22 protein-coding genes are annotated in these 24908 nt (G+C 62.1%); all 22 read left to right on the forward strand.

Annotation, left to right across the window (positions count from 1 at the left end; all coding sequences use genetic code 11):
* The first annotated feature begins 75 nt into the window (after positions 1-75).
* The 22 genes from U5782_RS32795 to U5782_RS32900 all read left to right on the forward strand — a co-directional run bounded on the left by U5782_RS32795 (position 76) and on the right by U5782_RS32900 (position 24895).
* Positions 76-1554, forward strand: coding sequence for a flavin monoamine oxidase family protein (locus U5782_RS32795; protein WP_322048074.1), 1479 nt, complete (start codon positions 76-78; stop codon positions 1552-1554).
* Complete coding sequence (locus U5782_RS32800; protein ID WP_322048036.1) at positions 1555-2235, forward strand: c-type cytochrome; 681 nt, start codon at positions 1555-1557, stop codon at positions 2233-2235. It abuts the gene before it with no gap.
* Between the two features lie 221 nt (positions 2236-2456).
* A complete protein-coding gene (locus tag U5782_RS32805) occupies positions 2457-3590 on the forward strand; it encodes a saccharopine dehydrogenase family protein (protein ID WP_321845048.1) in 1134 nt (377 codons plus the stop codon).
* A 58-nt stretch (positions 3591-3648) separates the two neighbouring features.
* Complete coding sequence (locus U5782_RS32810) at positions 3649-5202, forward strand: class I adenylate-forming enzyme family protein (RefSeq protein WP_322048037.1); 1554 nt, start codon at positions 3649-3651, stop codon at positions 5200-5202.
* A 24-nt stretch (positions 5203-5226) separates the two neighbouring features.
* Positions 5227-6468 carry a thiolase family protein gene (locus tag U5782_RS32815; protein ID WP_321845051.1) on the forward strand — a complete coding sequence of 414 codons (1242 nt, stop codon included), beginning with the start codon at positions 5227-5229 and terminating at the stop codon, positions 6466-6468.
* A gap of 10 nt (positions 6469-6478) precedes the next feature.
* Positions 6479-7990, forward strand: a complete 1512-nt coding sequence (locus U5782_RS32820; RefSeq protein ID WP_408585036.1) for an FAD-dependent oxidoreductase — start codon at positions 6479-6481, stop codon at positions 7988-7990.
* 246 nt (positions 7991-8236) lie between these two features.
* Positions 8237-8923, forward strand: coding sequence for a TetR/AcrR family transcriptional regulator (locus U5782_RS32825; protein ID WP_321889257.1), 687 nt, complete (start codon positions 8237-8239; stop codon positions 8921-8923).
* Positions 8924-9092: 169 nt separating this feature from the next.
* Positions 9093-10382, forward strand: a complete 1290-nt coding sequence (locus U5782_RS32830) for an acyl-CoA dehydrogenase family protein (RefSeq protein ID WP_321881173.1) — start codon at positions 9093-9095, stop codon at positions 10380-10382.
* A 135-nt stretch (positions 10383-10517) separates the two neighbouring features.
* Entirely contained in the window at positions 10518-10946 is a 429-nt protein-coding gene (locus tag U5782_RS32835; protein WP_321845056.1) for a DUF4148 domain-containing protein, read from the forward strand.
* Positions 10943-11692 carry an electron transfer flavoprotein subunit beta/FixA family protein gene (locus U5782_RS32840; protein WP_321845057.1) on the forward strand — a complete coding sequence of 250 codons (750 nt, stop codon included), beginning with the start codon at positions 10943-10945 and terminating at the stop codon, positions 11690-11692. Before U5782_RS32835 ends, U5782_RS32840 begins: the two co-directional genes overlap by 4 nt.
* A gap of 24 nt (positions 11693-11716) precedes the next feature.
* Positions 11717-12649: an electron transfer flavoprotein subunit alpha/FixB family protein gene (locus U5782_RS32845; RefSeq protein WP_321845237.1), complete on the forward strand. Its 933-nt coding sequence runs from the start codon at positions 11717-11719 to the stop codon at positions 12647-12649.
* Positions 12650-13055: 406 nt separating this feature from the next.
* The gene (locus U5782_RS32850; protein WP_321845059.1) at positions 13056-14543 is read left to right on the forward strand and encodes a flavin monoamine oxidase family protein; all 1488 of its coding nucleotides are present in this window, start codon (positions 13056-13058) and stop codon (positions 14541-14543) included.
* Between the two features lie 9 nt (positions 14544-14552).
* Complete coding sequence (locus tag U5782_RS32855; RefSeq protein WP_321845238.1) at positions 14553-15209, forward strand: c-type cytochrome; 657 nt, start codon at positions 14553-14555, stop codon at positions 15207-15209.
* Positions 15210-15243: 34 nt separating this feature from the next.
* A complete protein-coding gene (locus U5782_RS32860; protein WP_322048038.1) occupies positions 15244-15921 on the forward strand; it encodes a hypothetical protein in 678 nt (225 codons plus the stop codon).
* Positions 15922-15965: 44 nt separating this feature from the next.
* Positions 15966-16673, forward strand: a complete 708-nt coding sequence (locus U5782_RS32865) for a hypothetical protein (protein WP_322048039.1) — start codon at positions 15966-15968, stop codon at positions 16671-16673.
* A gap of 36 nt (positions 16674-16709) precedes the next feature.
* Positions 16710-17006, forward strand: a complete 297-nt coding sequence (locus U5782_RS32870; protein WP_321845062.1) for an EthD family reductase — start codon at positions 16710-16712, stop codon at positions 17004-17006.
* A gap of 90 nt (positions 17007-17096) precedes the next feature.
* On the forward strand, positions 17097-18695 hold the full coding sequence (locus tag U5782_RS32875) for a Re/Si-specific NAD(P)(+) transhydrogenase subunit alpha (protein WP_322048040.1): 1599 nt from the start codon (positions 17097-17099) through the stop codon (positions 18693-18695).
* 10 nt (positions 18696-18705) lie between these two features.
* On the forward strand, positions 18706-20118 hold the full coding sequence (gene pntB / locus U5782_RS32880) for a Re/Si-specific NAD(P)(+) transhydrogenase subunit beta (protein WP_322048041.1): 1413 nt from the start codon (positions 18706-18708) through the stop codon (positions 20116-20118).
* A gap of 102 nt (positions 20119-20220) precedes the next feature.
* Positions 20221-20532: a high-potential iron-sulfur protein gene (locus U5782_RS32885; protein WP_321845066.1), complete on the forward strand. Its 312-nt coding sequence runs from the start codon at positions 20221-20223 to the stop codon at positions 20530-20532.
* 86 nt (positions 20533-20618) lie between these two features.
* Positions 20619-22211 carry a methyl-accepting chemotaxis protein gene (locus U5782_RS32890; RefSeq protein WP_322048042.1) on the forward strand — a complete coding sequence of 531 codons (1593 nt, stop codon included), beginning with the start codon at positions 20619-20621 and terminating at the stop codon, positions 22209-22211.
* A gap of 60 nt (positions 22212-22271) precedes the next feature.
* Positions 22272-23672 (forward strand): cytochrome ubiquinol oxidase subunit I, encoded by a 1401-nt coding sequence (locus U5782_RS32895; RefSeq protein WP_322048043.1) that lies wholly within the window; start codon positions 22272-22274, stop codon positions 23670-23672.
* 2 nt (positions 23673-23674) lie between these two features.
* Complete coding sequence (locus U5782_RS32900; RefSeq protein WP_322048044.1) at positions 23675-24895, forward strand: hypothetical protein; 1221 nt, start codon at positions 23675-23677, stop codon at positions 24893-24895.
* Positions 24896-24908: the final 13 nt, after the last annotated feature.

Consider the following 24908-nt stretch of genomic DNA (forward strand, 5'->3'; position numbering starts at 1 on the left):
CGACCTGGTTAAAACGTTCTCCTTATTAGCAGAAAAGAAAGGGGAGAAGTAATGAAACTGAATTGGGCATCAAAGATGGATCGAAAACGCAAGCCGGATACGCAGACCCGGCGTCAGCTGCTACGTTTTACGGCGATGGGCGCGGCGTCACTGGCGGCCGGCGGCATCTCGCTGGCACAGGCTGCCGTAACGAAGCCCATGAATGGCGACATTCTGGACGTCGCGATCATCGGCGCGGGTCTCGCTGGATTAACCGCGGGTCGGGATCTCAAACTGGCCGGATGCGATTCGTTCGTCGTGCTTGAGGCACGCAATCGCGTCGGTGGACGCACCTATAACCATGACCTTGGGCACGGCGTCATTTCCGAAGCCGGGGGACAGTGGATCGGTCCCGGGCAGACCGCGATCTTCGATCTGGCACGGCAACTCGAGATCGATACGTTTCCGAGCTGGTACACGGGCAAGACCGTCGTAATCGCACAGGGCGCCACAGTGGCCCAGGATTTTCGTGGCGGCACTGGCGGGGACGACACCATCGGCAACCGGCTAGCCGAACTGTCGCGCGGCGTGCCGTCGGGCGCGCCGTGGAAAGCCCCGCATCTGGCGGAACTGGACAAGCTCTCTTACGGCGAGTGGCTCTTGCAGCAGGGCGTGAAATACGAGGATGGCTACTTTCTCGCGCTAGCGGCGAAGCTGACCACGGGCGGTGCGCCGGCGCAGCTGGGGCTGCTGCACTATTTATCGATGATCAACAGTGCGAGCTGCAACTACACGCAGCTCGAAGCGTTCAAGGGCGGCGCGCAGGAAACGCGCTTCGTCGGCGGCTCGCAGCGTCTGTGCAGCACGATGGCCGAGCACCTCGGCGACAAGATCCGGCTGTCCTCGCCTGTGCGCAAGATCGCAGGCTGGGATCACGAGGTCGTTGAGGTACACACCGATCAGGGTGTGGTCAGGGCGCGTCGCGTGATCGTCGCGATGAATCCGGCCCTGTGCAATCAGGTGGTGTTCGATCCGCCGCTGCCCGGCGGGCGGGCGCAGCTTCAGCAGAACTGGCCCACGAATGCCCCAATGCGCAAGACGGTCCACGTCTACGACAAGCCATTCTGGCGCGACGCCGGTTACTGCGGAACGATCTTCCAGGTCGGTGGCCCGGTCTTCATGGCGTACGACAACTCCCCCCCCGACGCGTCACTTGGCGTAATCGCTGCATTCGTCGCGCCGGGGATGTTGCCGGACGATCCCACGATGGCCGAAAAAACGCTGTCGGCCACTTTTGCCAGGGCATTCGGCGACCGCGCGCTGCGTCCATCGCAATTCCACGACTACGACTGGGGCCGGGTCGATCCATGGACCCTGCATTGCATCAATCCGATGCCGCCGGGCTTCTGGACGAAGTGGGGCAAGTATCTGCATCCCGAAGTGGGGCGCCTCATCTGGTCGGGGACTGAAACCGCCGACATCTGGGCCGGCGCTATGGACGGCGCCGTGCGCTCGGGCCACCGCGCAGCCTTGCAGGCGCTGGCCGGTTTCACTCGACGTAGCGAGGTGGCGTGAATGAGGCGGGCATGGATCTTGGGTGCAGTTGTCGTGCTGGCAGGCGTCGTGTGCGTGGGTGCGCTCTACGGGCGCGATTATCTCGATGGCATGCATTTCGAAAAGGCGATGAGCGAGATCGACAAGACGGAGGTGGCCAACGGAGGTCCCTGGCCGCAACCGCAGGAGACCTGTGTCTTCTGTCACGGTGCGCATGGCCAGTCCGTCAACGCCTGGTATCCGGCGCTGTCCGGACAACCGGAGGCTTATCTCGTCGCCCAGTTGCATGCGTTTGCCGGCGGGCAGCGACCCAACCCTTACATGGGTCCGATTGCGAGAGAGCTGACAGACGAGCAGATCCAGTCGCTGGCTGCCTATTTCGCGCGGCAGACGCCAGCTCAAAGCGAAGCGGTGCGCGCCGAGGCGGCACTCGAAAAGCGCGGCATGGCACTCGTGGCGGCTAAAAGTTGTCAGGCCTGCCACGGGGCGTCGTTTATGGGCCGGGATCAGGTGCCGCGTTTGTCGGGCCAAGGCGCCGCCTATCTCGCGAAGCAGCTTGTTGCCTTCAAGACGGGTGAGCGTCATGACCCGAGCGGCGCCATGAACGGGATGGCGGCCTCCCTGTCGGGCGCGGACATCCAGGCGGTGGCCAGCTACCTCGCGAGCTTGACGCCGGGTGGCAGTGACGCCCGCAAGCAATAGCTGCCATGGCGTAACGGGCAGGAGTAATGGAGAGACAGGGGAATACCCTGTCTTTTTTCAGCGCCTTAAGTTTGGCAATATGACCTAAGTTTTGCATTGTGTTCTATGAAGTGGCCGCATGTCATCGCTGCATCAACCGACGGCGGTGCTCGTCACTTCACGCGGCATCGCAGGTAGTTGACAGACGCAACATTTGACCAATCACGTTTCAGGAGACAAGCATGGCAAAGCATCCCGTCGTCGTTTATGGCGCAAGCGGTTACACCGGCATGTTGATCATGGACTGGCTCATCGACCAGAACATTCCTTTTACCGCCGTGGCGCGTAATGCGAAGCGCACGCAGGAAATGATGGCGCAGCGTGTCGTGCGCCTCGAGTCGGCGAACTACGAAATCATCGAAGCCGGGCACACCGTGGATTCGCTCGTGAATGCCTTCCGCGGTGCAAAGGTCGTGTGCAACACGGTCGGGCCGTTCTTCAACTTCGGTCTCACCGCCGTGGAAGCGGCGCTCAAGGCAGGCTGCCACTACCTCGACACCACGGGCGAGCAGCACTTTATCCGCGAGGTTCGCGAGCAGTTTGGCGAGCAGTTCCGGCAGGCCGGGCTGCTCGTGTCGCCCTCGAATGCCTACATGTACACGTTCGCCGAAATCGCCGCTGAACTGGCGCTCGAAACGCCCGGCACCGACGCGCTGGAGACCGCCACGCTCACGCGCGGCCCGCGCGGCGCCGGCGCTGGCGTAAGCGTAGGGTCTACCGCGACCATCTTCGAAGGCTATCGTCAGGAATCCTGCTATCTGTGGGAAAAGAAGCTGGTGCCGCATGACCGGCACGCCTCGTTCAACATCGCTTCTCCCGATTTCCTTCAGCCCGTGTTCGCGCTGCCGTGGGGCGGAACGTCACTGCCGGTGTACTTCGAGAACGATCCGCGCGTGCGCAGCTGCGTTTCCTGCGTGGGCTTCTACGACAACAACGCGATGCAGATGGTGCATGCGCTCGGGCAGAAGTGGGATGCCGAGTACGCGAACTTGCCGCACGAGCAGCAGGATGCGGTGCTCAAGCAACTCGTCGATTCGACCACGCCGGCCATGCCGCCACGCGAACGCACGTCGCTTCATCGCACGGTCGACTTCGCGATCGGTCGCGGCCAGCTCTCGGCCGTTCGCGCAACCGTGCACGGCATTACGCCATACATCGCGACCGGCGCCATCCAGACGGCAGCAGCCATCAAGCTTCTCGACGGCGAAACCGCGAAGGTGGGCTTTGCCTCGGGATCCAAGGCATTCGGACATCGCTATCTGCTCGGCTTCCTCGAGCAGCGCGGGCTCGCGCGCGCGACCGTCACGCAGCTGTAAGCGCCGCAAGCGCGCAGTTTCGGTACAGATTCAGGACAGATTCAGGGAAACATGGAACATGGCAATCATTGACTTCTTCGACCGCGGTTGGCGCATCAATCCCGACGGCGTCGCCTACATTCAGAACGAGCGCAGCTATTCGTTCGATGAGGTGCGCACGCTGTCGTGCCGCATCGCCAACGGCCTGCTCGCTGCTGGCTTCGAAAAGGAAGCGAAGGCAGCGGTCTGGGCCGACAACGACGTCACGGCATGGATCTGCACGCTGGGACTGTGGCGTGCAGGCGTGGTGTGGATCCCGGTGAACGGGCGCAGCGCACCGCAGGAGAACCAGTACCTCCTCGACGCGTTCGATTGTGAAGCGCTGTTCTTCCACCAGGCATTCGCACCGGTGATTGAAGCGCTGCGTCCCAGCCTCCCCAAGGTCAGGCTCTGGATCTGTATCGATGCCGATCTGCCGTGGGCACCGTCGCTGGAGAAGTGGAGCGCGGCGCAGCCCGCGACCGAACCGCGCGTCGACTACGACATGGACGACATCGTGACGCTTTCGGGTACGGGCGGGACGACGGGTTTGCCCAAGGGCGTGATGAATACGCATCGCGCGTTTCAGACCTACTTCGCGCAATTCATGATGGCGTTTCCGTACGGCGCGGAGCGTCCGGTGAATCTTGCCGCGGCGCCCATGACCCATACCGCGGGGATGCTGTCGCTGCCGTGCACCGCGCGCGGGGGTACGGTGGTCGTGCTGCCGAAGCCCGACCCAGCGCTGCTTCTCGCGGCGATCGCGAAACATCGGGTCACGGAGTTCTTCCTTCCGCCGACGGTGATCTACCGCCTGCTCGATATCCCTGGCATCGAAAACCAGGATTTCTCGTCGCTCAAGTGCTTTCTGTATGGCGCGGCGCCGATGTCGGTGGAAAAGCTCAAGCGCGCGATCGAGGTGTTCGGCCCGGTCATGGCGGGTGGCTACGGCCAGACGGAAGCTCCGGCATCGATTTCCTATCTCACACCGGCCGAACACTTCGTGGACGGCAAGCTTGCGCCGCAAGAGCGGCTCTCCTCGGTTGGCCGCCCTAATCCGCTCGTGCGCGTCGAGATTCTGAACGATCGCGGCGAGATCCTGCCGCAGGGCGAGACCGGCGAAATCTGCGTGCGCGGAGACCTCGTGATGAAGGGCTACTACAAGGCGCCGGAGAAGACCGCGGAAGCGATCGTCGAGGGCTGGCTGCACACGGGCGACGTCGGTCATCTGGATACCGAAGGATATCTGCACATCACCGACCGCAAAAAAGACATGATCATCAGCGGCGGTTTCAATGTCTACCCGAGTGAAGTCGAACAGGTGATCTGGGCGCACCCGGCGGTGCAGGATTGCGCGGTGATCGGCGTGCCCGACGAAACGTGGGGCGAGGCTGTGAAGGCGGTGGTGGAGCTCAACGCGGGGCAGAGCGTCAGCGCCGAAGAACTCGTGGCGCTATGCAAGGAGAAGCTCGGCTCGGTGAAGTCACCGAAGAGCGTGGACTTCATTGCGGCGCTGCCACGCAGCACCGCCGGCAAGGTGCTGAAGAAGGATCTGCGCGAGCAGTACTGGCAGGGTCAAACCCGCCGGATCTGAGTGAGCCACGGAGAGATAAAACACATGAGCGACATTTACATCGCCGGCATTGCGATGACCGTGTTCGGCCGGCACTTCGAGCGCAGCATCGACGATCTCGCAGGCGAAGCACTACGCGGCGCACTGAAAGATGCGGGCTGCGATGGCGGGGCGATCGGCGCGGCTTTCTATGCGGGTATCACCAATGGGCCGCTGCAGGGCCAGCTATCCATTCCGGGGCAGGTCGTTTTCAGCAAGATCGGGATCGAGGGCATTCCGGTCTACAACGTCGAAAACGCCTGTGCATCCGGCAGCACTGCGGTGCATCTCGCGGCCCAGGCGCTTCGGTCGGGTGCCTGCGATGTGGCGCTCGCGCTCGGCGCAGAGAAGATGAACGTCCCGGACAAGGCGAAATCATTCGCCCTGTTCGAGGCGGGCTGGGACGTGTCGCGTGTCGACGAGAACTTTTCCAATTTGATGAAGCTTGGCGAAGGTATTGAGCCTACGTCCGGATCGGAGTCCGATCGGCCTTATAGCCGCTTCATGTCGGTCTACGCCGCGCTGTGCCGGTATCACATGAAGACCTACGGCACCACGCAGCGCCAGATCGCAGCAGTTTCGTCGAAGAACCATCTGCATTCGGTGCATAACCCGTACTCGCAGTTCCGTCAGCCGTTCACGATCGACGAAGTGCTCGCGGCGCCGCCGATAACGTATCCGATCACATTGCCCATGTGCGCGCCGGTTTCGGACGGTGCGGCCGCTGCGATCCTTTGTTCCGAAGAGGGGCTGCGGCGCATCGGCGCCGATCGCAAGCGTTGTATCCGCATTGCGGCAAGCGTGATCCGCAGCTTCACTCATCGCGGTATCGAAGAGCCCGAACGGAACATCGGCCGCCTCGCGGCGCTGCAGGCCTACGAGCAGGCAAGCCTCGGCCCCGAGGACATGGATGTTGCCGAGGTGCACGATGCGTCGGCGATGGGCGAAATCATTCAGGCGGAAAACCTGCAACTGGTCCCGCCCGGCCAGGGCGGTCCCGCTGCCGAAGGTGGCGAGTTCACGGTCGGCGGGCGCATTCCAATCAATCCATCCGGCGGCCTCGAATCGAAGGGGCATCCGCTGGGTGCGACGGGAATCGGTCAGCTTTACGAACTGGTCTCTCAACTGCGCGGAGAAGCGGGCGCGCGTCAGGTGCCGGGCGCGCGCCACGCGATTCAGGAAAACGGCGGTGGGTTTCAGGGCATCGAAGAGGCGGCGCTTGCTGTCCACATTCTGAGCAAGGTTTGATGGAGCATGTATGAACGAGACAACGGAAGCACAAGCAGGACAACAGGACGGCTCGCGTTCCGGAGTGAACCGCCGCACCTTCATCAAGGGTGCGGCGGCGGCAGCCGTGGTCGTGCCGGCGGTGGCGGCTACGCAATGCTCCCGCGTCGAATCGGCTGTCCCAGTGGAGGCGGCCAGAATGGCCGCTGACCTGGAGAAGTACCGCACGCTCGGCGGCTGGGTAGAACGGCCAGGCGACATGCAGCCTGAACTCACTGGCGACGTGAGTGCAGATGTGGTCATCGTCGGCGCCGGTTTTGCGGGGCTTTCTGCAGCGCTCGAACTGGTCAGGCACGGAGCGAAAGTGGTCGTGCTCGAGCGCGAATTTGCCGGCTTTGGTGCAAGTGGACGCAACGCGGGCTATCTGGCAGGTGCACTCTCGCTCGAATACGATCTTTTTCTCAAGAGTGTAGGCAACGAGAAAGGGCAGGAGATCGTCCGCTACTACGAAGACGCCGTTCCCTTCGTGGAAGGTAAGCTCAAGGAGTACGAGATCGACTGCGACTACAACCAGACGGGCATTATCCGGGCGGGCATCGATCCCGCTCAGGAAGACAAGGTGCGCGATGACATGCGAACCGGCGCCGGGTTGGGCTTTCAGTCGGAGTTTCTCGATCAGGCCGAGATGCGCGCACGTGGCATTCCGCCGGCGTTCTTGTTCGGCAACTACGTGCCGCGCGGCGGCACGCTCCACCCGGGCAAGTACGTGATGGGGCTCAGGCGCGCGGCTTTGCGGGCCGGCGTGAAGATCTACGAGAACACGCCGCTGCTGTCTTACACCGAGGGGCCGGTCATCAAGGTGCAAACCCCGCGCGGCAGTGCGAGTGCGCCGGTACTGATGCTGGCCACCAACGCCTACACGCCGCAACTCGGTCTGCTGGCGGACAAGGTTGTGCCATTGCGAGTCTCCGCGATCGAGACCGAGCCGCTTTCCGATGACCAGCGCAGGGCGCTGGGCTGGCCGCGACGTGAAGGCATCGTGACAGCGCACTGGACCATGGAGAGCCATCGCCTGACCGTCAACAATACCCTCGTGGTGACGACGAAGCGTATCCACTACCCATACGGCTCCAAAACGCCGAACGTGCCCGACTACGAGTCGTATCGCGAACTGCGCACAGCCCTGCATGACCGCTTCCCGACCCTCAAGGGCATCGCGCTGCGGGCCTGCTGGAGCGGCTATATCAGCCTGGCCAGTGACGCGCTGCCGGTTGTTGGGGCGACAGGGGCACATCAGAACATTTTCTACAGTGCGGGGTGCTCCGGACATGGCGTGGCTGCCCAGTCCATGGTCGGAAGCATGATTGCCGGGCGGATTCGCGGCATCGAAAATCCGCTCCTTTCGGCGCTCGATCACAAGACGCCATCGACGCTGCCCGAGCCGTTGCGCTGGTGCGTCATGAACGGGGCGTTAGGCGTGGTGAACGCGCTCGATGACCGCGTAAACGGTAAGGCGCGGGCCGCGCAGGCACGACATGCGTGAGGCGCATGGCATTATCGTACGGCGCCCGCGGCGACCATGCCTCGACCGGAAGCGTTGAGGGCATTGGGAGCGGCCCGACGATTGGCTGTAGTGCATGGCGGCGATGAAGCGCGGGCGCGAACCCTGCGGCTCGCCATATGGATGTTCAGCCTCGTGTAAGGTATAGTCATGTTTACCTAGGAAGCGGTTCGTGCGACCGCTTTACCCCTCCTCGGAGAGACGTCTACCTCACTCAAGGCGGAAACGATGACAGTGCCAAAAGAGCCCAGCCCCCGTAAGCGGCGCACGTCGAGCGCAGCACCCACCACGGGAACCGCACCCGACGGCCTGCGGGCCCAGGGTGTACGTACGCGCAATGCCATTATTCGTGTGGCCAGGAAGCTCTTGCTCGAGAATGGCCCCATGGACTTCTCGCTGCGTGCCGTCGCCTTGAAAGCGGGAATCAGCGTCAGCAACCTCCAGTACTACTTCCCGACGCGCCCTGACGTCGTGCGGGCAGTGATGGCGCCGGTGATCGAAACGTATCTCAATGTCCTGAAGCAGGCTCTCCAGAACAACGCTTCGCCGCGTGCGACGATCGAAGCCATTCTCGATCAGTCGGTGCACGACGCGAAGGACTCGAAGAACATCCCGCTGTGGTGGCATTTCTTTTCGTTTGCCTCTACCGACCCCGAGTGCGCACAGATGCGGGACGAATGGTACGACACCTTGACGAGCGAACTCAGCAAGCTCATTCGTGCCGCGAATCCAGAGCGTGGGGCGGCCGAGAGCACCCATATCGCTGTGCTGCTTATTTCGATGGTGGACGGCATGACACTTCATCTCGGCACCACGCGCAGCAAGCGAGCGTACATGCGAGGATTCGAGGCGATGTTTATCGAGACTGCGCGTAACCTGGTGTGGGGGAGGACGGTAGACGCCGAGATGGCTTGATGGCCGCAGGGTTGTGCGGGCGAGGAAAAAGGACAGGGGAATACCCTGTCTTTTTTTTTTGTCTCATGTTTTGTATTGTTACCTATGTTTGGTATGTTGATCTATTAAAGAGTGGCTGGATTGCGGGGCAGTCCAGTCGACGTGGGTTCAGGATAGGAGGAGTACCGAAATGATTCGACTGCACAAGTCCGTGGGGTTGCCGCTGGCAGGATTGACCGGTTTCGAAACGCCGATGAGTGAGGAGGAGCGTGCGATCCAGGACACGGTTCATCGTTTCGCACGTGACGTGCTGAAGCCCGTCGGCTGCGAACTGGATCGCATGACGCCGGAGGAAGTGATCGCGCCCGGCTCGCCGTACTGGGCGGCCATGATGGAAAGCGCCAAGCTGGGCCTCGATCCGCAGCTGCTCGCGCAGCTTCCTCCCGACATGGCGGTGCGCATTGAATCGCTGATCGGCGAAGAGCTCGGCTGGGGTGATGCAGGGCTTGCCGTCTCGATCGGCGTGGCGCCTGCTCCGTTGATGATGGCGCAGTCAGTCGGTAATCAGGAGCTGATCGACATGTGCACCGGCAAGATTGGCTGCTGGATGAACACGCAGCCCGACCGTGGCTCTGATGCAGCGATTCTCTATCGCGACGAGATCAGCGCGAGCGGCAAGCAGCCGGTGGGTAACCTCACGGCGAAGGTGGGCGCAGACGAAATCGTCATTAACGGACAAAGCTCCGCGTGGATTTCGAACGGCTCGGTCGCGCAGGTGGCGCTCGCGTACATGGCTGCGGACTATGGCGATGGCTTTTATGGCACGGGGGAACGCAGTGCATTCACGAACGGCATCGGCATGATCATTCCGCTCGATCTGCCGGGTGTCTCGCGCGGCAAGCCGCTCGACAAGATTGGCCAGCGTTCGCTGCCGCAGGGCGAGATTTACTTCGACAATGTGAAGGTGCCCAGACGTTTCGCCATTGCGCAGCAGGACGATTATCTCGGCAATCTGGCCTCGACCTGGTCGTTCGCCGGCACGCACATGTGTCAGGTGTTCGTAGGCGTGGCCCGCGCTGCGTTCGAACTCGCGCTGGCGTATTGTCACGAGCGCAAGCAAGGTGGGGCACTGTTGATCGACCATCAAATGACGCAACTACGCGTGGGCGAGATGCTGCGCCGGCTGGAGATGGCGCGTGCGATTGCGCGACGCAGCCTCGCATTCTCGCGTCTGTCTCCGAAGAGCCATCCGTATGCGACGGCCCAGGCCAAGGTCAGCGTGACTGAAGAAGCGATGAAGATCACGCATGAGGCGTTCCAGCTCTTCGGCGGCAACGGTACCACCCGCGAGTTCCCGATCGAGAAGCTCTTCCGCGATGTGCGCTCCGCATTGATCGAGGACGGCGAGAACTATCACCTCACGCTGCGTCTGGGCGTGCTGGCAGGGAAGCTCTATCAGAACGGGTGGACGAAGGAGTAACCAGGCCGCAGGCGGCGATGGATTTCCCTCGCGTTGGGGCGCCACGGCACCCGAATCGGGTTATCGGATAGAGGCTGGTGTGAGGGAAGTGCCCTCAATCCGGTTTTGAATTCATTTATTGATAAGGAATGCGACATGAATGCTGCTGCCATATTGAGTCATGCGGCTCTCGCCGCTGTGCTAACAACCGTCGCCGCTTCGGCTCAGGCGCGTGGTGGCGGCGTTCCCCGTCCTGAGCAATCCATTCCGCATTCCGTGTACGCCTCGAGTGAAGTACAGGATGACCCGAGTGTGCGAACCGAGACGGCTCGCGTGGAAGGGCGCACGGGTTTGGACGTCAGCCCGACGCCGGGCAAAACCCGCGCACAAGTCCGGGCCGAACTCCTGCAGGCCGGAGAGGAGGGGATGCTTCCGCAGCGCTGGATCGATTATCCGCCCAGCGCCGCGACGAAAGCGCGCAACAGGGAAAATTACCTGCGTCTGGAACAGGTATGGAAGGCAGAAGGGATCATTCCGGCGACGAGCGTAAGCAATACAAATGAATTGGACGAGGAGCGGCAATGAAATTGTTGGTGGCGGTGAAGCGGGTCGTGGATGCGAATGTGAAGGTTGGCGTGAAGTCGGATGGCACGGGCGTCGACATCGCCAACGTGAAGATGTCGATGAACCCGTTCGACGAGATCGCGGTGGAAGAAGCGGTGCGTCTGAAGGAAGCGGGTGTGGCGACGGAAGTCATCGCCGTTTCCGCCGGTGTGACGCAAGCCCAGGAAACGCTGCGCACGGCGCTGGCCATTGGCGCGGACCGCGCGATCCTCATCGAGTCGAATGAAGACCTGCAGCCGCTGGCTGTCGCGAAGCTTTTGAAAGCCCTCGTCGACAAGGAGCAGCCGCAACTCGTGATCCTCGGCAAGCAGGCCATCGATGACGATTCGAACCAGACGGGGCAGATGCTTGCCGCGCTGGCGAACCTGCCGCAGGCGACGTTCGCTTCGAAGGTCGTGGTTGCCGACGGCAAGGCTACCGTGTCGCGCGAAGTGGACGGCGGCGCGGAAACGCTGTCGCTTAAGCTGCCCGCCGTGGTCACGACGGACCTGCGCCTGAACGAGCCGCGCTACGTCACGCTGCCGAACATCATGAAGGCGAAGAAGAAGCCGCTCGAGACCGTCAAGCCGGAAGACCTGGGCGTCGACGTCACGCCGCGTCTGAAGACGCTGAAGGTTGCCGAGCCGCCGAAGCGAACGGCCGGCGTGAAGGTGCCGGACGTGAAGACGCTGGTCGAGAAGCTGAAGACCGAAGCCAAGGTGCTGTAAGGAGCGAGACGAAAAATGACGAATCTGGTGAATCTGGTAATAGCTGAACACGATAATCACTCGATCAAGGCCGCGACGCTGAATACGGTCGCAGCAGCGCAGAAAATCGGTGGCGACGTGCACGTGCTGGTCGCGGGCCACAACGCTCAGGCTGCAGCCGACGCAGCCGCGAAGATCGTGGGCGTTGCAAAGGTGCTGCTGGCCGACGCGCCGCAACTCGAAGCGGGTCTCGCAGAGAACGTCGAAGCGACGGTTCTGAGCATTGCAAAGAACTACTCGCACATCCTCGCGCCGGCGACGGCAGCGGGCAAGAACGTGACGCCGCGCATCGCCGCGAAGCTCGACGTCGCGCAGATCAGCGACGTCACCACTGTCGATGCGCCGGACACGTTCGAGCGTCCGATTTACGCAGGCAACGCAATCGCGACAGTGCAATCGGTCGACCCGATCAAGGTCATCACCGTTCGCACGACGGCATTCGATGCAGTTGCAGCCGAAGGCGGCAGCGCAGCGGTTGAAAAGCTCGAAGCAGCAGTAGACAGCGGCCTCACGCAGTTCGTTGGCCGTGAAGTCACGAAGCTCGACCGTCCGGAACTCACGAGCGCGAAGATCATTCTCTCGGGTGGCCGCGGTCTGGGCAGCGGCGAGAACTACACGAGGGTGCTTGAGCCGCTTGCCGACAAGCTCAATGCAGCGCTGGGCGCCTCGCGCGCAGCCGTCGATGCGGGCTATGCGCCGAACGACTACCAGGTCGGTCAGACCGGCAAGATCGTCGCTCCGCAACTGTACGTGGCTGTCGGCATCTCGGGCGCGATCCAGCATCTGGCCGGCATGAAGGACTCGAAGGTCATCGTCGCGATCAACAAGGACGAAGAAGCGCCGATCTTCAGCGTGGCCGACTACGGCCTCGTTGGCGACCTGTTCATGGTCGTGCCGGAGTGGGTTTCGTCAATCTGAGCGCATGGCCAGAATTTGCACCTGTGATGCCCGGACGTATGCCGGTCTGATTTTGGTCACTTGACCGGATCGTCAAAGTCTCTCCATGGCACGGCGCGCTTCAGTGCCCGGCCAGGCGTCCGAAAACGCAATGTCGCGAGACATTTTTGGAGATACAGGGAATACCCTTTATTTTCTTGCTCTACAAATTGGTATCATGACCTATCTTTGGTTTGTTGTTCTACTAATGCGGCGCTGAGATTGCGGCACCCGCTGGTACCGGTGCGCGGTGCACGAATCGTTCGGATAGGCATTCCAAGGCGTTGCGTGGCACGGTATATCGGCCGGATAAAAGCATGGCGCCTGAGTGGGACGCTTTCGTTGACCCGCTCGGAGCGGGAGCCTTCATCACGTAGACAGAGGCACTATGGCAAAAAAATCTTCCCCGGACGGCGCTGCAAACCTGCAGCGCAGGCACTGGCTCAAATATGCCGGCGCCTCGGTTGCTGCCGTGGGTACGCTCGCCATGAGCACCCATCAGGCGTATGCCGCGGTCACCAAGGCCGCGCCAGGCGCGGACGGCATTCTCGACGTCGCCATCGTAGGGGCGGGGTTGGCCGGACTGACCGCCGCGCGCGACCTGCGCCACGCGGGCTGCGAGTCCTTTCTGGTTCTTGAGGCACGGGATCGCGTGGGCGGGCGAACGTTCAACTACAACATTCCCGGCGGGTACGTTTCGGAAGTCGGCGGCCAATGGATCGGGCCCGGCCAGACCGCCGTTGCGGATCTTGCCCGCGAACTGGGTATCGGCACCTTCCCGACCTACTACGACGGGACTACGGTCATGCTGGGAGGTGACGGCCGGGTGGCAGTCGATCTGAAGGGCACATTCGGCACCGATGAGGCGGTCGGTGCAAAGCTCAGCAGACTCTCGCGCGAGGTGCCTTGTGGCGCACCGTGGACGTCCCCGAAGGTCGCCGAACTGGACAAGCTCTCGGTCGGTGACTGGCTGGCAAAGCAGAATATCAAGCCTGAAGATCAGGTCGGATGGAATGGCAGCATCACGCTTTCGGGCGGGGCGGCACCGGCTAAGATGGGATTGCTGCACTTCCTTTCGATGGTCAATTCGGCGGATTGCGATTACTCGCAACTCGACAGCATCAAGCACAGCGCCCAGGAAACCCGCTTCATCGGCGGCTCGCAAATTCTCAGCATCAAGATGGCCGAGCAACTGGGTGAAAAGGTTCGCCTGTCTTCTCCGGTCCGCCTGATCTCCGGATGGGACGGCGACGTCGTCACCCTGCATACCGACCACGGAGAAGTGCGGGCACGGACCGTCATCATGGCCATCCATCCGGCTTTGTGCCATCAGTTGCAGTTCGATCCGCCCCTGCCGGAAAAGCGTGCGGCCCTGCAGCGCGCGTGGCCCGCGAATTCCCCGGCGCGGAAGACCGCCATGGTGTATCGCCGCCCGTTCTGGCGCGACAAGGGCATGAACGGCAGCATCTTCCAGGTCAATGGCCCCATCATCTGGGCCTTTGACAACTCCCCGCCGGCAGGGGAGATCGGTATTATCAATGCGTTCATTGAGAATGCGATGGTCCCGTCTGAGCGGGACGCAGCAATGGCCGTGCATAAGCAGCTCTACGCGCAGGCATTCGGCGACGAAGCGCTGTCTCCCATCGCTTACCACGATCAGGACTGGGGCCGGGTCGATCCCTGGACACTGACCTGCGTTTCCGCGATTCCGCCAGGATTCTGGAGCGCTCATGGAGAGGCGCTGCGCCCCTCGTGCGGCAAGCTGATCTGGTCGGGAACGGAGACCGCGAATATCTGGGCCGGGTACATGGATGGCGCCGTGCGCTCCGGCCATCAGGGCGCACTTCAGGCGCTAAATGCGCTGCGCCGAGCGTAGGGGGTAATGATGAAAAAAACTCTATTGATTGGCACTCCTCTGGTTATTGCCCTGTTGCTGGCCATTTTCGGCTCGGATCTGCTGGGTCTATACCGGCTGCAGCGCTATCTCGCAGCATCGACCACGGCTTACCTGGCTGACGGCGGCCCCTGGCCTCATGTGACCGACGTCTGCATGGGCTGCCACGGCGTCAAAGGTAATTCGCTCCATCAGGGGTATCCGAGTCTCGCAGGGCAGCCGGCGCCCTACCTGGAAACGCAGCTTCACAATTTCGCGAGTGAGGCGCGCCGTAATCCGAACATGGGGCCCCTTGCGATGACAATGAGCGATCCGCAGATCAAATCGCTGGCGGAATATTTTGCCGGGGTGACTCCGGTCGCGAATCACTACTTCGAGCCGGATGCGCAACTGCGTGAGAAGGGACAGCATCTGGTGGCCGCGGGCAATTGTGTTGCCTGTCACGGCGCTCAATTGATGGGCCACGACCAGTTTCCGCGTTTGGCTGGTCAGGGATACGACTATCTCCTCGCGCAGTTCGACGAGTTCGCTTCCGGCACCCGCAGCGAGGCGACAGGTGTCATGAAAAACCTTGCAACCGGTTTTTCGCCCGAAGACCGCAAGGCCATTGCCACCTATCTGGCAAGCCTTGACCCGAAGAAGAATTGATCCATCAAATGCAACCTGCGTTGGGAGTTTAGTCATGGACCTCAGATCTGTAGTTCTTATGCTTTCCAGTGCTTTGCTGGCACTGAGCTCGTTTTTCTACGGCTGGAAGATCGTCAGGAAGCGAAACTATCTTCTTGGTCTGGAGATGTGGATCGTCGGTACTTCGGCGACGAACGCCATTGGTTTTTTTGCTACAGGAAATGCAGTTTCCTATGAGGTCGCACACTTCTTCGATGCGTTCTCTCGCGGATTCGGCATGCCGATCATCGCTGTCGCCGGCCTGATGGCGATTACGCATGGCTACAAGCCGTCAATTCGTCAAGACGTCACGGCATTCGTCGTTTCGTTTGCGCTCACATTTGTTCTTGTGGGAGAAGATTTCATCGCGGGGTTTTTGCCCTACTTCTATCTGACGATGTGGATTCTGCTATCGGTATATCTCGTGTACTTCATCAAGCGGCTTCTGGAAATTGGCGAAATGCTGAGTGCTCTGGCCGTAGGGGTGGCTCTGGTAACGTCGCTGAGCATTGCCGCCATTTACGACTTTTACAAAATACCGGGCGAAGAAACGAACGTCTTTCTCAATTTTTTTACGCTTGCTTTGTGCTCATGGGCCTACTTCATGCCAGCGATCTATTACGGCTACTGCGCTTTGGAGCGCGCCAAAAATGGCGGAGTCGCGCTGAACTCGCCCACGCCTTACCGAACCTGACCTTTCCCCGGAGATCAACGATGAATCAAACCTCGCATAAGGCCATGCGCTTCACGGCCTGGAGCGCAATCATCGGCGGAATTCTCGCGTACGCGAATGTCGGCTTGTCATTCGTGGTCACGGGCCCGGATGCCGATATGGTGCTGCACGGAACATCGATGCTTGCTTTGCAACCGGATACCCGCGATCTGTTCCGCTGGTGCATGGTCGCCGACACGTTTGGGTTCTATCTGCCCTTCCTCGTCATTGGCGGCTACTTTGTGCATGTCTTTCGCGAAGAGCTGGGCGCGCTCGGCAACATGGTGGCGATGGCCGTCGTGTTGTACGTCGTGGTGGGCGTAACCGGCGCCGTCATGCAGTTTGCGATCCTTCACCCGCTGGCCCATCTGTACGCGGGCGGCGACGATGCCACAAGAAACGCCGCGGCGGCGGTATGGACGGCGATAGCCAATGCGACGCAAAACGGCCTCTGGTGGATCGAGGGGCCCCTCGTACTGTTCTGGACGCCGATTGCCGCCAACGTATTAAAAAAGGATGGCTGGAGGGGATCAATTCTGCTCAAGATCGTCGGCTGGGCTTTCGGGCTCTTCTTCCTGTTCGGCTTTTTCCCGGATCTCGACGCGCTTTCGAATGCGAGCGAGATGGTCGTCGTGCTGATTCTGCCGCTATGGATGCTGTTGTTCGGCTGGCAGATGCTGCGCCGCGCGCGAGCTATGCCGGCCCGAATGCAAGGCGCTGGCGCATCCGCCTAACGCAATTCTCAACTGAATCTCAACACGGAACTGAATATGACTACCCTGATCGTGAGCTACCCGAATGCAGAAGGCGGGACGTTTGACCGCGAGTATTATCTTTCGACCCATGCTGCTCTTGTTCGCTCGGCGTGGAGTGAGTTTGGTCTGCAGTCGGCCGAGGTCCTGTTTCCATCGCCAGCGCTGCAACCGTTCGCATGCGTAGCGATCCTGCGTTTCAGCGATCAGAACGGGATCGATGCGGCGCTTTCCTCCGCCGAGACCGCCGAGGTGATGAGCGACATGAAGAACTTCACCAACCTCACACCGGCGATTTTCTGCGCGGACGACTGACCGGTCGCGCGGCTGGTGTGACTTCACCGTCGCTGCCAGGGCTGCAATCCTTGCGATGGTCAATACCAATGTGAACGGTCAATTTTTTATATGACATTACTGATTGGCATTCCTATGGAAGTGGCCACCGGGGAGCGGCGTGTAGCGACCGTGCCCGAGGTGGTCGAGAAATTGATCGGGCTGGGTTTCCAGGTCGCCGTGCAAAGCGGCGCGGGCGCGGCCGCGAATTTCGACGACGACGCCTATCGTGCGGCCGGCGCCGAGGTCGTGGCATCGGCCGTCGAACTCTGGGCGCATAGCGACATCGTCTTCAAGGTGCGTGCCCCGGGCAGCGAAGAAGTCGCGATGATACGCGAAGGCGCCATGCTGATCGGCTTCGTCTGGCCCGCCCAAAACCCCGAACTGATGCAGCAACTGGCCGCGAAACGCGCCACGGTGCTCGCCATCGACTCGCTCCCGCGCACGCTCTCGCGCGCCCAAAAGATGGACGCGCTCACCTCGATGGCCGGCATCAGCGGCTATCGCGCCGTGATCGAGGCTGCGCATGCGTTTGGCCGCTTCCTGAACGGGCAGGTCACCGCCGCCGGCAAGGTGCCGCCCGCGAAAGTGTTCATCGCCGGGGCGGGCGTGGCGGGCCTCGCGGCCATCGGCACTGCGGCCAGCCTCGGCGCGATCGTGCGTGCCAACGACACACGCGCCGAAGTGGCCGACCAGGTCAAGTCGCTCGGCGGCGAGTTCGTCAAGGTCGACTACGACGAGGAAGGCTCGGGTGGCGGCGGCTACGCGAAGGTCATGAGCGAGGGCTTCCAGCAGGCCCAGCGCGCGATGTACGCGCAGCAGTCGAGGGACGCGGACATCATCATCACCACCGCGCTGATTCCTGGCAAGCCGGCCCCGAAGCTCATCACGGCCGAAATGGTCCAGTCGATGAAGCCGGGCAGCGTGATCGTGGACATGGCGGCCGAACAGGGCGGCAACTGCGAGCTCACGGTGCCCGGCGAGGCAGTGGTGCGCCACGGTGTAACGATCATCGGCTACACCGATCTCGCGTCGCGTCTCGCCAGGCAGTCGTCCACGCTCTATGCGAACAATCTGCTGCGCGTGATCGAGGAACTGTGCAAGACCAGGGACGGCACGATCAACGTCGACTTCGATGACGACGCCATCCGCGGCCTGACTGTCATCAAGGAAGGCAACATCACCTGGCCACCACCACCGATCAAGCAGCCGGCCATCGCACCCAAACCTCAGCCGGCTGCTGCTGCGGTGGCAGTCGCGTCGAAAAAGGGCCACGGCAAGGGCGAGCCGATGTCGGCGAAGTCGCTGGCCATCGTGTTCGGCCTCGGCGCGCTGGCCTTGCTGCTGGTGGGGCTGTACGCACCCACCACGTTCCTGTCGCACTTCACGGTGTTCGTGCTGGCCTGCTTCGTCGGCTACATGGTGATCTGGAACGTCACTCCGTCGCTGCACACGCCGCTGATGAGCGTGACCAACGCGATCTCGTCGATTATCGCCATCGGTGCGGTGGTGCAGGTCGCGCCGCCGCTGGGCGATCTGGCCGGAGGCAGCAGTGAACGGCCGTCAAGCCTGATCCTAGGCCTCGCCGTGGCTGCACTCGCGCTCACGGCCGTCAATATGTTCGGCGGCTTCGCGGTCACGCGGCGCATGCTGGCGATGTTCCGTAAATGAGGGGTCGAGCATGACTGCAAACCTGACTGCCGTCTCCTATATTGGCGCGGCGATTCTCTTCATCCTCAGCCTTGGCGGGCTCGCCAATCCTGAAACCGCGCGTCGCGGCAACCTGCTCGGTATCATCGGCATGACCGTTGCCGTGCTGGCCACCGTACTCGGGCCGCGTGTTTCGGCTGCGGGCATTCCGTACGTCGTCGGCGCGCTGGTCGTTGGCGGTGCCGTTGGCATCATCGCGGCCCGAAAGGTACAGATGACGCAGATGCCCGAACTGGTGGCGCTGATGCACAGCCTGGTCGGCCTGGCGGCGTGCCTCGTGGGCTTCGCCAGCTACGTCGACACGTCGATGCAGTTCACCGGCGCCGTGACGTCCATCCACGAAGTCGAGATTTACGTAGGCATCCTGATCGGCGCGGTTACGTTCGCTGGCTCGATCATCGCGTTCGGCAAGCTCTCGGGCAAGATCGGTGGCAAGCCGCTGCTGCTGCCCGCGCGGCACTGGCTCAACCTGACCGCGCTGCTGGTCGTGATCGTGTGCGGCCGCGCGTTCCTCCACGCTGGCAGCATCCAGGATGGCATGACGCCGCTCGTCGTGATGACGGCGATCGCGCTGCTGTTCGGTGTGCATATGGTGATGGCCATCGGCGGCGCCGATATGCCCGTGGTGGTGTCGATGCTTAACAGCTACTCGGGCTGGGCGGCGGCGGCCACCGGCTTCATGCTCGGCAACGACTTGCTGATCGTGGTGGGCGCGCTGGTGGGCTCGTCGGGCGCGATTCTCTCGTACATCATGTGCCGCGCGATGAACCGCAACTTCATTAGCGTGATCGCCGGCGGTTTCGGCACCGCAAGCGGTGCTCCTGCGTCAGCGGGCGGCGGCGCGCAGCCGGTGGGCGAGGTGGTCGCGGTGAGCGCCACCGAAACCGCCGAGCTGTTGCGCGGCGCCAAGAGCGTCATCATCGTACCTGGCTATGGTATGGCCGTGGCGCAGGCCCAGCACACGGTGTATGAACTCACCAAGGTGCTCCGCGAAAAGGGTGTCGACGTGCGCTTCGCGATCCACCCGGTGGCCGGCCGCATGCCGGGACACATGAACGTGCTGCTGGCCGAGGCCAAGGTGCCCTACAACATCGTGCTGGAGATGGACGAGATCAACGTCGATTTCCCCGAGGCGGACGTTTCGATGGTCATCGGCGCGAACGACATCGTGAACCCGGCAGCGCAGGAGGATCCGGCCAGCCCGATCGCGGGGATGCCGGTGCTGGAGGTCTGGAAGGCGAAGACCTCGATCGTGATGAAGCGCAGCATGGCCTCGGGCTATGCCGGTGTGGACAACCCACTCTTCTACAAGGACAACAACCGCATGTTGTTCGGCGATGCGAAGGCGATGTTGAGCGAGATTTTCGGGGCGCTGAAAGCCTGAACACGATGACGCGCTCGACAACCAAGGTGAATTCGAGGGCCATTCGTTTTTGATATCACTGTGCCTTACCGGCACGCCCATCCCACAATAAGGAGTACTTTTATGAGAAAGTCCCGCCGCACTTTTATGATCACGACCGCAGGTGTAGCTTCGAGTCTGGCGCTTACGCGTCTTGCGTTCGCCGAATCCCCCAAGGTATCCGACGCTGAGCCCACGGCGCAGGCCCTTGGCTACAAGTCCGACGCAACCAGGGTAGACAAGGCGAAGTACGCGAAGTACGCCGCTGGCCAGGTTTGCAGCAACTGCACGTTCTATCAGGGCAAGCCCGGCGACGCGTTCGCGCCGTGCCCGATGTTCGGGGGCAAGCAGGTTGCAGGTAAGGGTTGGTGCAGCGCGTATAGCAGGAAAGGCTGACGTAATGGCGCGTGTTGGCGATCTCTGAAGCATCAGTTGGCGACCGGTGGTAGCAAGCGGCGGGCGAAGAAACATTATATTTCGTAATGGAAAATAAAAAGACTGGCCGCATAGGTGCTTTTACGGGGACGATCCGGTTCAAGGTCATGCTTACGCTTGGCGTCTGCGTGGCGCTGATGGTGACGATCGGCATGATGGGCCTGCGCGGTCTGGCGAGGCTCAGCACCGACATGGGCAGCATGTACACGGCGAGTACCGTGCCGATCGAGGATCTCGCCGCAATGCAGGCGGCGGCGCTGAAGATCCGTCTGCAGATGCGCTACATCCAGGCGCTGCATGAACAGGACAAGGCCGAGGAACTCGTGGTCGATATCGGCAATGAGCAAAAGAAGCTCGATGCGGCCTGGCACGACTACTATCCCGCGAAAATTGCGACGGCGGATGAGCGCCGACTGGCCGACCAGGTAGCGAAGGTATCGGCCAATTTCCGGACGCAATCGGACGATATCGCTGCGGTGCTTCGTTCCGGCAATCTGGACATGGCGGCTTTCTCGATCGACGAGCTGACGGAAACCGGCGATGCGTTGTCCGACGCAATCGGCCGCGACGTCGCACTGAGCGCCATGCAGGCGCGGCAACTGGCGGAGCGCGGCCACGCGACGTTCGATGCGTTGCGATGGACCGTGCTAGGGGCAATCGGCGTTGGCGTCCTCGTGGCCACGGCTGCTTCCGCCTGGTTGCTTTGGGCGATTTCGACGCCGCTGAAGGCGGCACTCGGTGTTGCCCGGGAAATCGCCGAAGGCCGGCTGGGCAATGCCGAGGCCATGAGCCTGCATGGTGAGTTCGCTCAGTTGCTCGATGCGCTGCAAACGATGGATCGGCACCTCGCCGGGACTGTGCATACGATCAAGGGATCGAGCGATGCGATCCAGTGCGCTTCGATCCAGATAGCCGAAGGCAGCGCAGATTTGTCCTCTGGTGCAAGGCGACAAGCCGAGTCGCTCGAAGAAACTGCGGCGAGCCTGAGCGAGCTCATCATGTCTGTTCAACGCAATGCGGACCATGTCAGCCAGGCCGCGGAGTTTGCCAATGCGACGTCACTCGCGGCCGATACGAGCGTGGCGGCCGTCGAGCAGATGCGCGGCACGATGGGCGTGATTTCCGCCAGTTCGGCGAAGATCGTGGAAATCACGGCGTTGATCGAAGGGATCGCGTTTCAGACCAATATCCTCGCATTGAATGCCGCTGTCGAGGCGGCGCGTGCCGGCGAGCACGGCCGCGGGTTTGCCGTCGTCGCCGGGGAGGTGCGCAGCCTCGCGCAGCGGGCGGCCAGCGCAGCGAAGGAAATCAAGGTGCTGGTGCGCAATTCGGTGGAGTCCATCTCGGGTGGCGCCGCACATGCGGATCAGGTGGCTTATGCCATGGGGGACGTGCGGCATGCAATCCAGCGTGTGGTCGAAATCAACGACAGCATCTTCGAAGCTTCGCAAGCGCAGCGCAGCGGGATCGGGCAGGTCAACGAGGCGGTGAACCGCATGGATCAGGTGATCCGTAACAATGCCGCCGTCGTCGAGCAGGCAGCGCAAGCTGCGTTCTCGCTGGGGGAACAGGTCGCCGCCCAGCGGCACGCGATTGCGGTCTTTGAGGTCCATTCGCAGGCAAACGCGACAACGAACTGAGCGGCGACGGCTACCGTTGATCCGCTGGAACACAAAAAGATACGGGGAGAACACTTAGACATGCTAGGCATGTATCCGACGTTTTACGTCCCGGGCATCGGGACGGCCTGGGTGATGGGGATCATCGGCGTGATACACGTCGTGGCGTCCCACACATCGGTGGGCGCATCGCTTCTGTTCGCACTGCTCGAAACGCGCGCCTACCGCGAGAACAAGCCGCAGCTGATGGACTTCATCCAGCGCTACGGCATGTTCCTGCTGGTGTTCTCGTACATCATCGGCTCGATCACCGGGCCCGGCATCTGGTATGCGATCACCGTCGCGAGTCCGCGCGGCGTGAGCGGGCTGATCCACAACTTCGTCTGGGTCTGGGCGAGCGAGTGGGTCTACTTCACGATCGAAGTCATCGGCGTCTACGCGCTCGTGTACCTGATCGGCAAGGTGGATCCGCGCACGCACCTGAAGCTCACGTGGTCGTTCGCACTCGCTTCGTGGGCGACGATGCTGCTGATCGTGGGCGTGCTCTCGTTCATGATGTGGCCGGGCCATGATAGCTGGTATCAGACGGGTTCGACGAGCGAGGCGTTTTACAACGTCAACTTCTTCGCGCAGCTCGGCACCCGTACCGGCGCGATGCTCGTGATGGCTGCACTCGTGGGCCTGCTGGTGGCCAGCCGCGTGAAGGATCTCGCGCTGCGCCGCAGCGTCGTGCGCTTTATCGCACCCGTCGGGCTCGTTGGCGGCGCCATTGCGGTCGTGATGTTCTTCTACTACGTGCGCACGCTGCCGAACAACGCGCTCGTGATGCTCGACACGCATCTGCTGCCCGTCTACGCGAAGGGCATGGTGTCGGTGTTCCTCGTCTCGACTTTCTGGCTGCTGTTCGCCTGGGCCTTTCCGCAACGCGTCTACACCTCGCTTGCCGTCTCGCTGTTCCTCTTCATCGCTGTGGTGGGCGTGTGGCCCGAGGAGCGTATGCGCGAATCGATGCGCAAGCCGTATGTGGCGGGGCAGTACATCTATGGCAACCAGGTGATCGCGCGCGACGTGCCGGGCAAGGGCATCCACGCGGAAGTCGAGCGCATTGCCGACCACGGTCTGCTGCAGCTGCATCCGTTCGTGCCTGACCGCTTACGGACCGTCACCCCCGCCAACGAACTCGAGGTGGGCCGTCTGCTGACCAAGGTGGCCTGCGCGAACTGCCACTCGCTTGAACCGGGCGGCCCGTTGCGCAATCTGCCCGACAAGCTGCACCGGTCCACCGACGAGGACATGATCGCCGCGTTCCTGGGGGGCCCGCTCAAATATGGCGCGCAGCCCTATATGCCGCGCATCGACCTGCCCGACGACGAGATCCGTGCCATCGCGCACTACCTCGCGGCGGTCGACAGTGGCAAGAACGTGGATCGTCTGATCGCCGAACAACACGCGGCAGCGAACGCGCCGTCGCAGGGGAACTAGCCATGGACATTGGTGCCGTAATGAACACGATGCGCGACCCTGCCGGGGTTCCCGCGCAACCCGTGGTGTTTCAGATCCTGATGGTGACTACGTGGGTGGGGCATATCGCTTTCGTGCACCTCGCGCTTGGCTCCGCCGGGCTGGCGATTTTTGCGTTCCATCGGCGCGCCGCTGCTGAGTATTGGGAGCGTTTGTCGATGGCGATGACGAAGGTGGCCAAGGTCGCCGTGTCGCTGCTCATCGTGCTGGGGGTAGGGCCGCTGCTCTTTACCCAGGTGATTTACGACCCGCAGTGGTACACGTCGAACGTGCTCTCCGGGCGCTGGGCCATCGCCTTCATCTTCACACTGATCGTGGCCTACTGCTGCTGGTTCGCGTTCTACCACGCGAATCGCGAAGGCGCGAAGAAGCACATCGGCGTATACGCGTGGGCCGCCCTCGGCCTGTTCTGCCTCGATGGCCTCATCATGCATGCGCTCTCGTATCAGGCGCTGCTGCCGGACCAGTGGATGAACTGGTACGCGCCGGGCGGCATGGTGGATACGCGCGGCGCCGCGTTGCATGCGATCCAGTGGCCGCGTTATGTGTTCTTCATGAGTCTGTGCGTGCCGGCCGTGGGGCTGTTTCTGCTCGCCTACGTGCATTACTTCGCCGTACACGCTGATCGCGAGCCGGCGTACCGCGCGTTCGTCAGCCACCTCGGCAGGCAGCTTGCGCAGTGGGGTTACGCGATCGCGCTGCTGCCGCTGCTTGCCTGGCAGTGCGATTTTCCGGCGGGGTCGGGCCTCGCGCTGCATCCCGTGGGCTGGCTGATCGTCGGCGCGATCGCGACGATGGCACTCTGGATGCGCCAGCTCGACGACAACGCGCACGGCTATCTGCCCGCGACCTTCGGCCTGGCATTGCTCGGACTCCTTGCCACGTGGCGCGAGATCATCCGCATCCACTACCTTCGGCCGCTGGGCTACACCATCAGGACCTATCCGGTTCACGCCGACTGGCCTTCCACGGTCCTGTTCTTCGCCACGCTCGCCGGTATCGGCGGTCTCGTCGGCGGCTTCTATCTGATGCTGCTATACCGCGCGGGACGCACGCAGGGCGTGTACATCGCGGACCGCACGGCGGCGCGGCTGGGCACGGGCGCAGTGTCGGTGCTCGGCGTCTGGATTGCGGTGTTCTTCGTGTACGGGATCGCGGTCTCGATGCACAACAGCTTCAACTGATACGGGGAGGAAT

The organism is Paraburkholderia sp. J67 (assembly GCF_905220265.1).
Lineage (GTDB): Bacteria > Pseudomonadota > Gammaproteobacteria > Burkholderiales > Burkholderiaceae > Paraburkholderia.

Coding starts and splice junctions, on each gene's coding strand:
- U5782_RS32795 (WP_322048074.1), top strand. CDS start 76: ATGGATCGAAAACGCAAGCCGGATACGCAGACCCGGCGTCAGCTGCTA.
- U5782_RS32800 (WP_322048036.1), top strand. CDS start 1,555: ATGAGGCGGGCATGGATCTTGGGTGCAGTTGTCGTGCTGGCAGGCGTC.
- U5782_RS32805 (WP_321845048.1), top strand. CDS start 2,457: ATGGCAAAGCATCCCGTCGTCGTTTATGGCGCAAGCGGTTACACCGGC.
- U5782_RS32810 (WP_322048037.1), top strand. CDS start 3,649: ATGGCAATCATTGACTTCTTCGACCGCGGTTGGCGCATCAATCCCGAC.
- U5782_RS32815 (WP_321845051.1), top strand. CDS start 5,227: ATGAGCGACATTTACATCGCCGGCATTGCGATGACCGTGTTCGGCCGG.
- U5782_RS32820 (WP_408585036.1), top strand. CDS start 6,479: ATGAACGAGACAACGGAAGCACAAGCAGGACAACAGGACGGCTCGCGT.
- U5782_RS32825 (WP_321889257.1), top strand. CDS start 8,237: ATGACAGTGCCAAAAGAGCCCAGCCCCCGTAAGCGGCGCACGTCGAGC.
- U5782_RS32830 (WP_321881173.1), top strand. CDS start 9,093: ATGATTCGACTGCACAAGTCCGTGGGGTTGCCGCTGGCAGGATTGACC.
- U5782_RS32835 (WP_321845056.1), top strand. CDS start 10,518: ATGAATGCTGCTGCCATATTGAGTCATGCGGCTCTCGCCGCTGTGCTA.
- U5782_RS32840 (WP_321845057.1), top strand. CDS start 10,943: ATGAAATTGTTGGTGGCGGTGAAGCGGGTCGTGGATGCGAATGTGAAG.
- U5782_RS32850 (WP_321845059.1), top strand. CDS start 13,056: ATGGCAAAAAAATCTTCCCCGGACGGCGCTGCAAACCTGCAGCGCAGG.
- U5782_RS32855 (WP_321845238.1), top strand. CDS start 14,553: ATGAAAAAAACTCTATTGATTGGCACTCCTCTGGTTATTGCCCTGTTG.
- U5782_RS32860 (WP_322048038.1), top strand. CDS start 15,244: ATGGACCTCAGATCTGTAGTTCTTATGCTTTCCAGTGCTTTGCTGGCA.
- U5782_RS32865 (WP_322048039.1), top strand. CDS start 15,966: ATGCGCTTCACGGCCTGGAGCGCAATCATCGGCGGAATTCTCGCGTAC.
- U5782_RS32870 (WP_321845062.1), top strand. CDS start 16,710: ATGACTACCCTGATCGTGAGCTACCCGAATGCAGAAGGCGGGACGTTT.
- U5782_RS32875 (WP_322048040.1), top strand. CDS start 17,097: ATGACATTACTGATTGGCATTCCTATGGAAGTGGCCACCGGGGAGCGG.
- pntB (WP_322048041.1), top strand. CDS start 18,706: ATGACTGCAAACCTGACTGCCGTCTCCTATATTGGCGCGGCGATTCTC.
- U5782_RS32885 (WP_321845066.1), top strand. CDS start 20,221: ATGAGAAAGTCCCGCCGCACTTTTATGATCACGACCGCAGGTGTAGCT.
- U5782_RS32890 (WP_322048042.1), top strand. CDS start 20,619: ATGGAAAATAAAAAGACTGGCCGCATAGGTGCTTTTACGGGGACGATC.
- U5782_RS32895 (WP_322048043.1), top strand. CDS start 22,272: ATGCTAGGCATGTATCCGACGTTTTACGTCCCGGGCATCGGGACGGCC.
- U5782_RS32900 (WP_322048044.1), top strand. CDS start 23,675: ATGGACATTGGTGCCGTAATGAACACGATGCGCGACCCTGCCGGGGTT.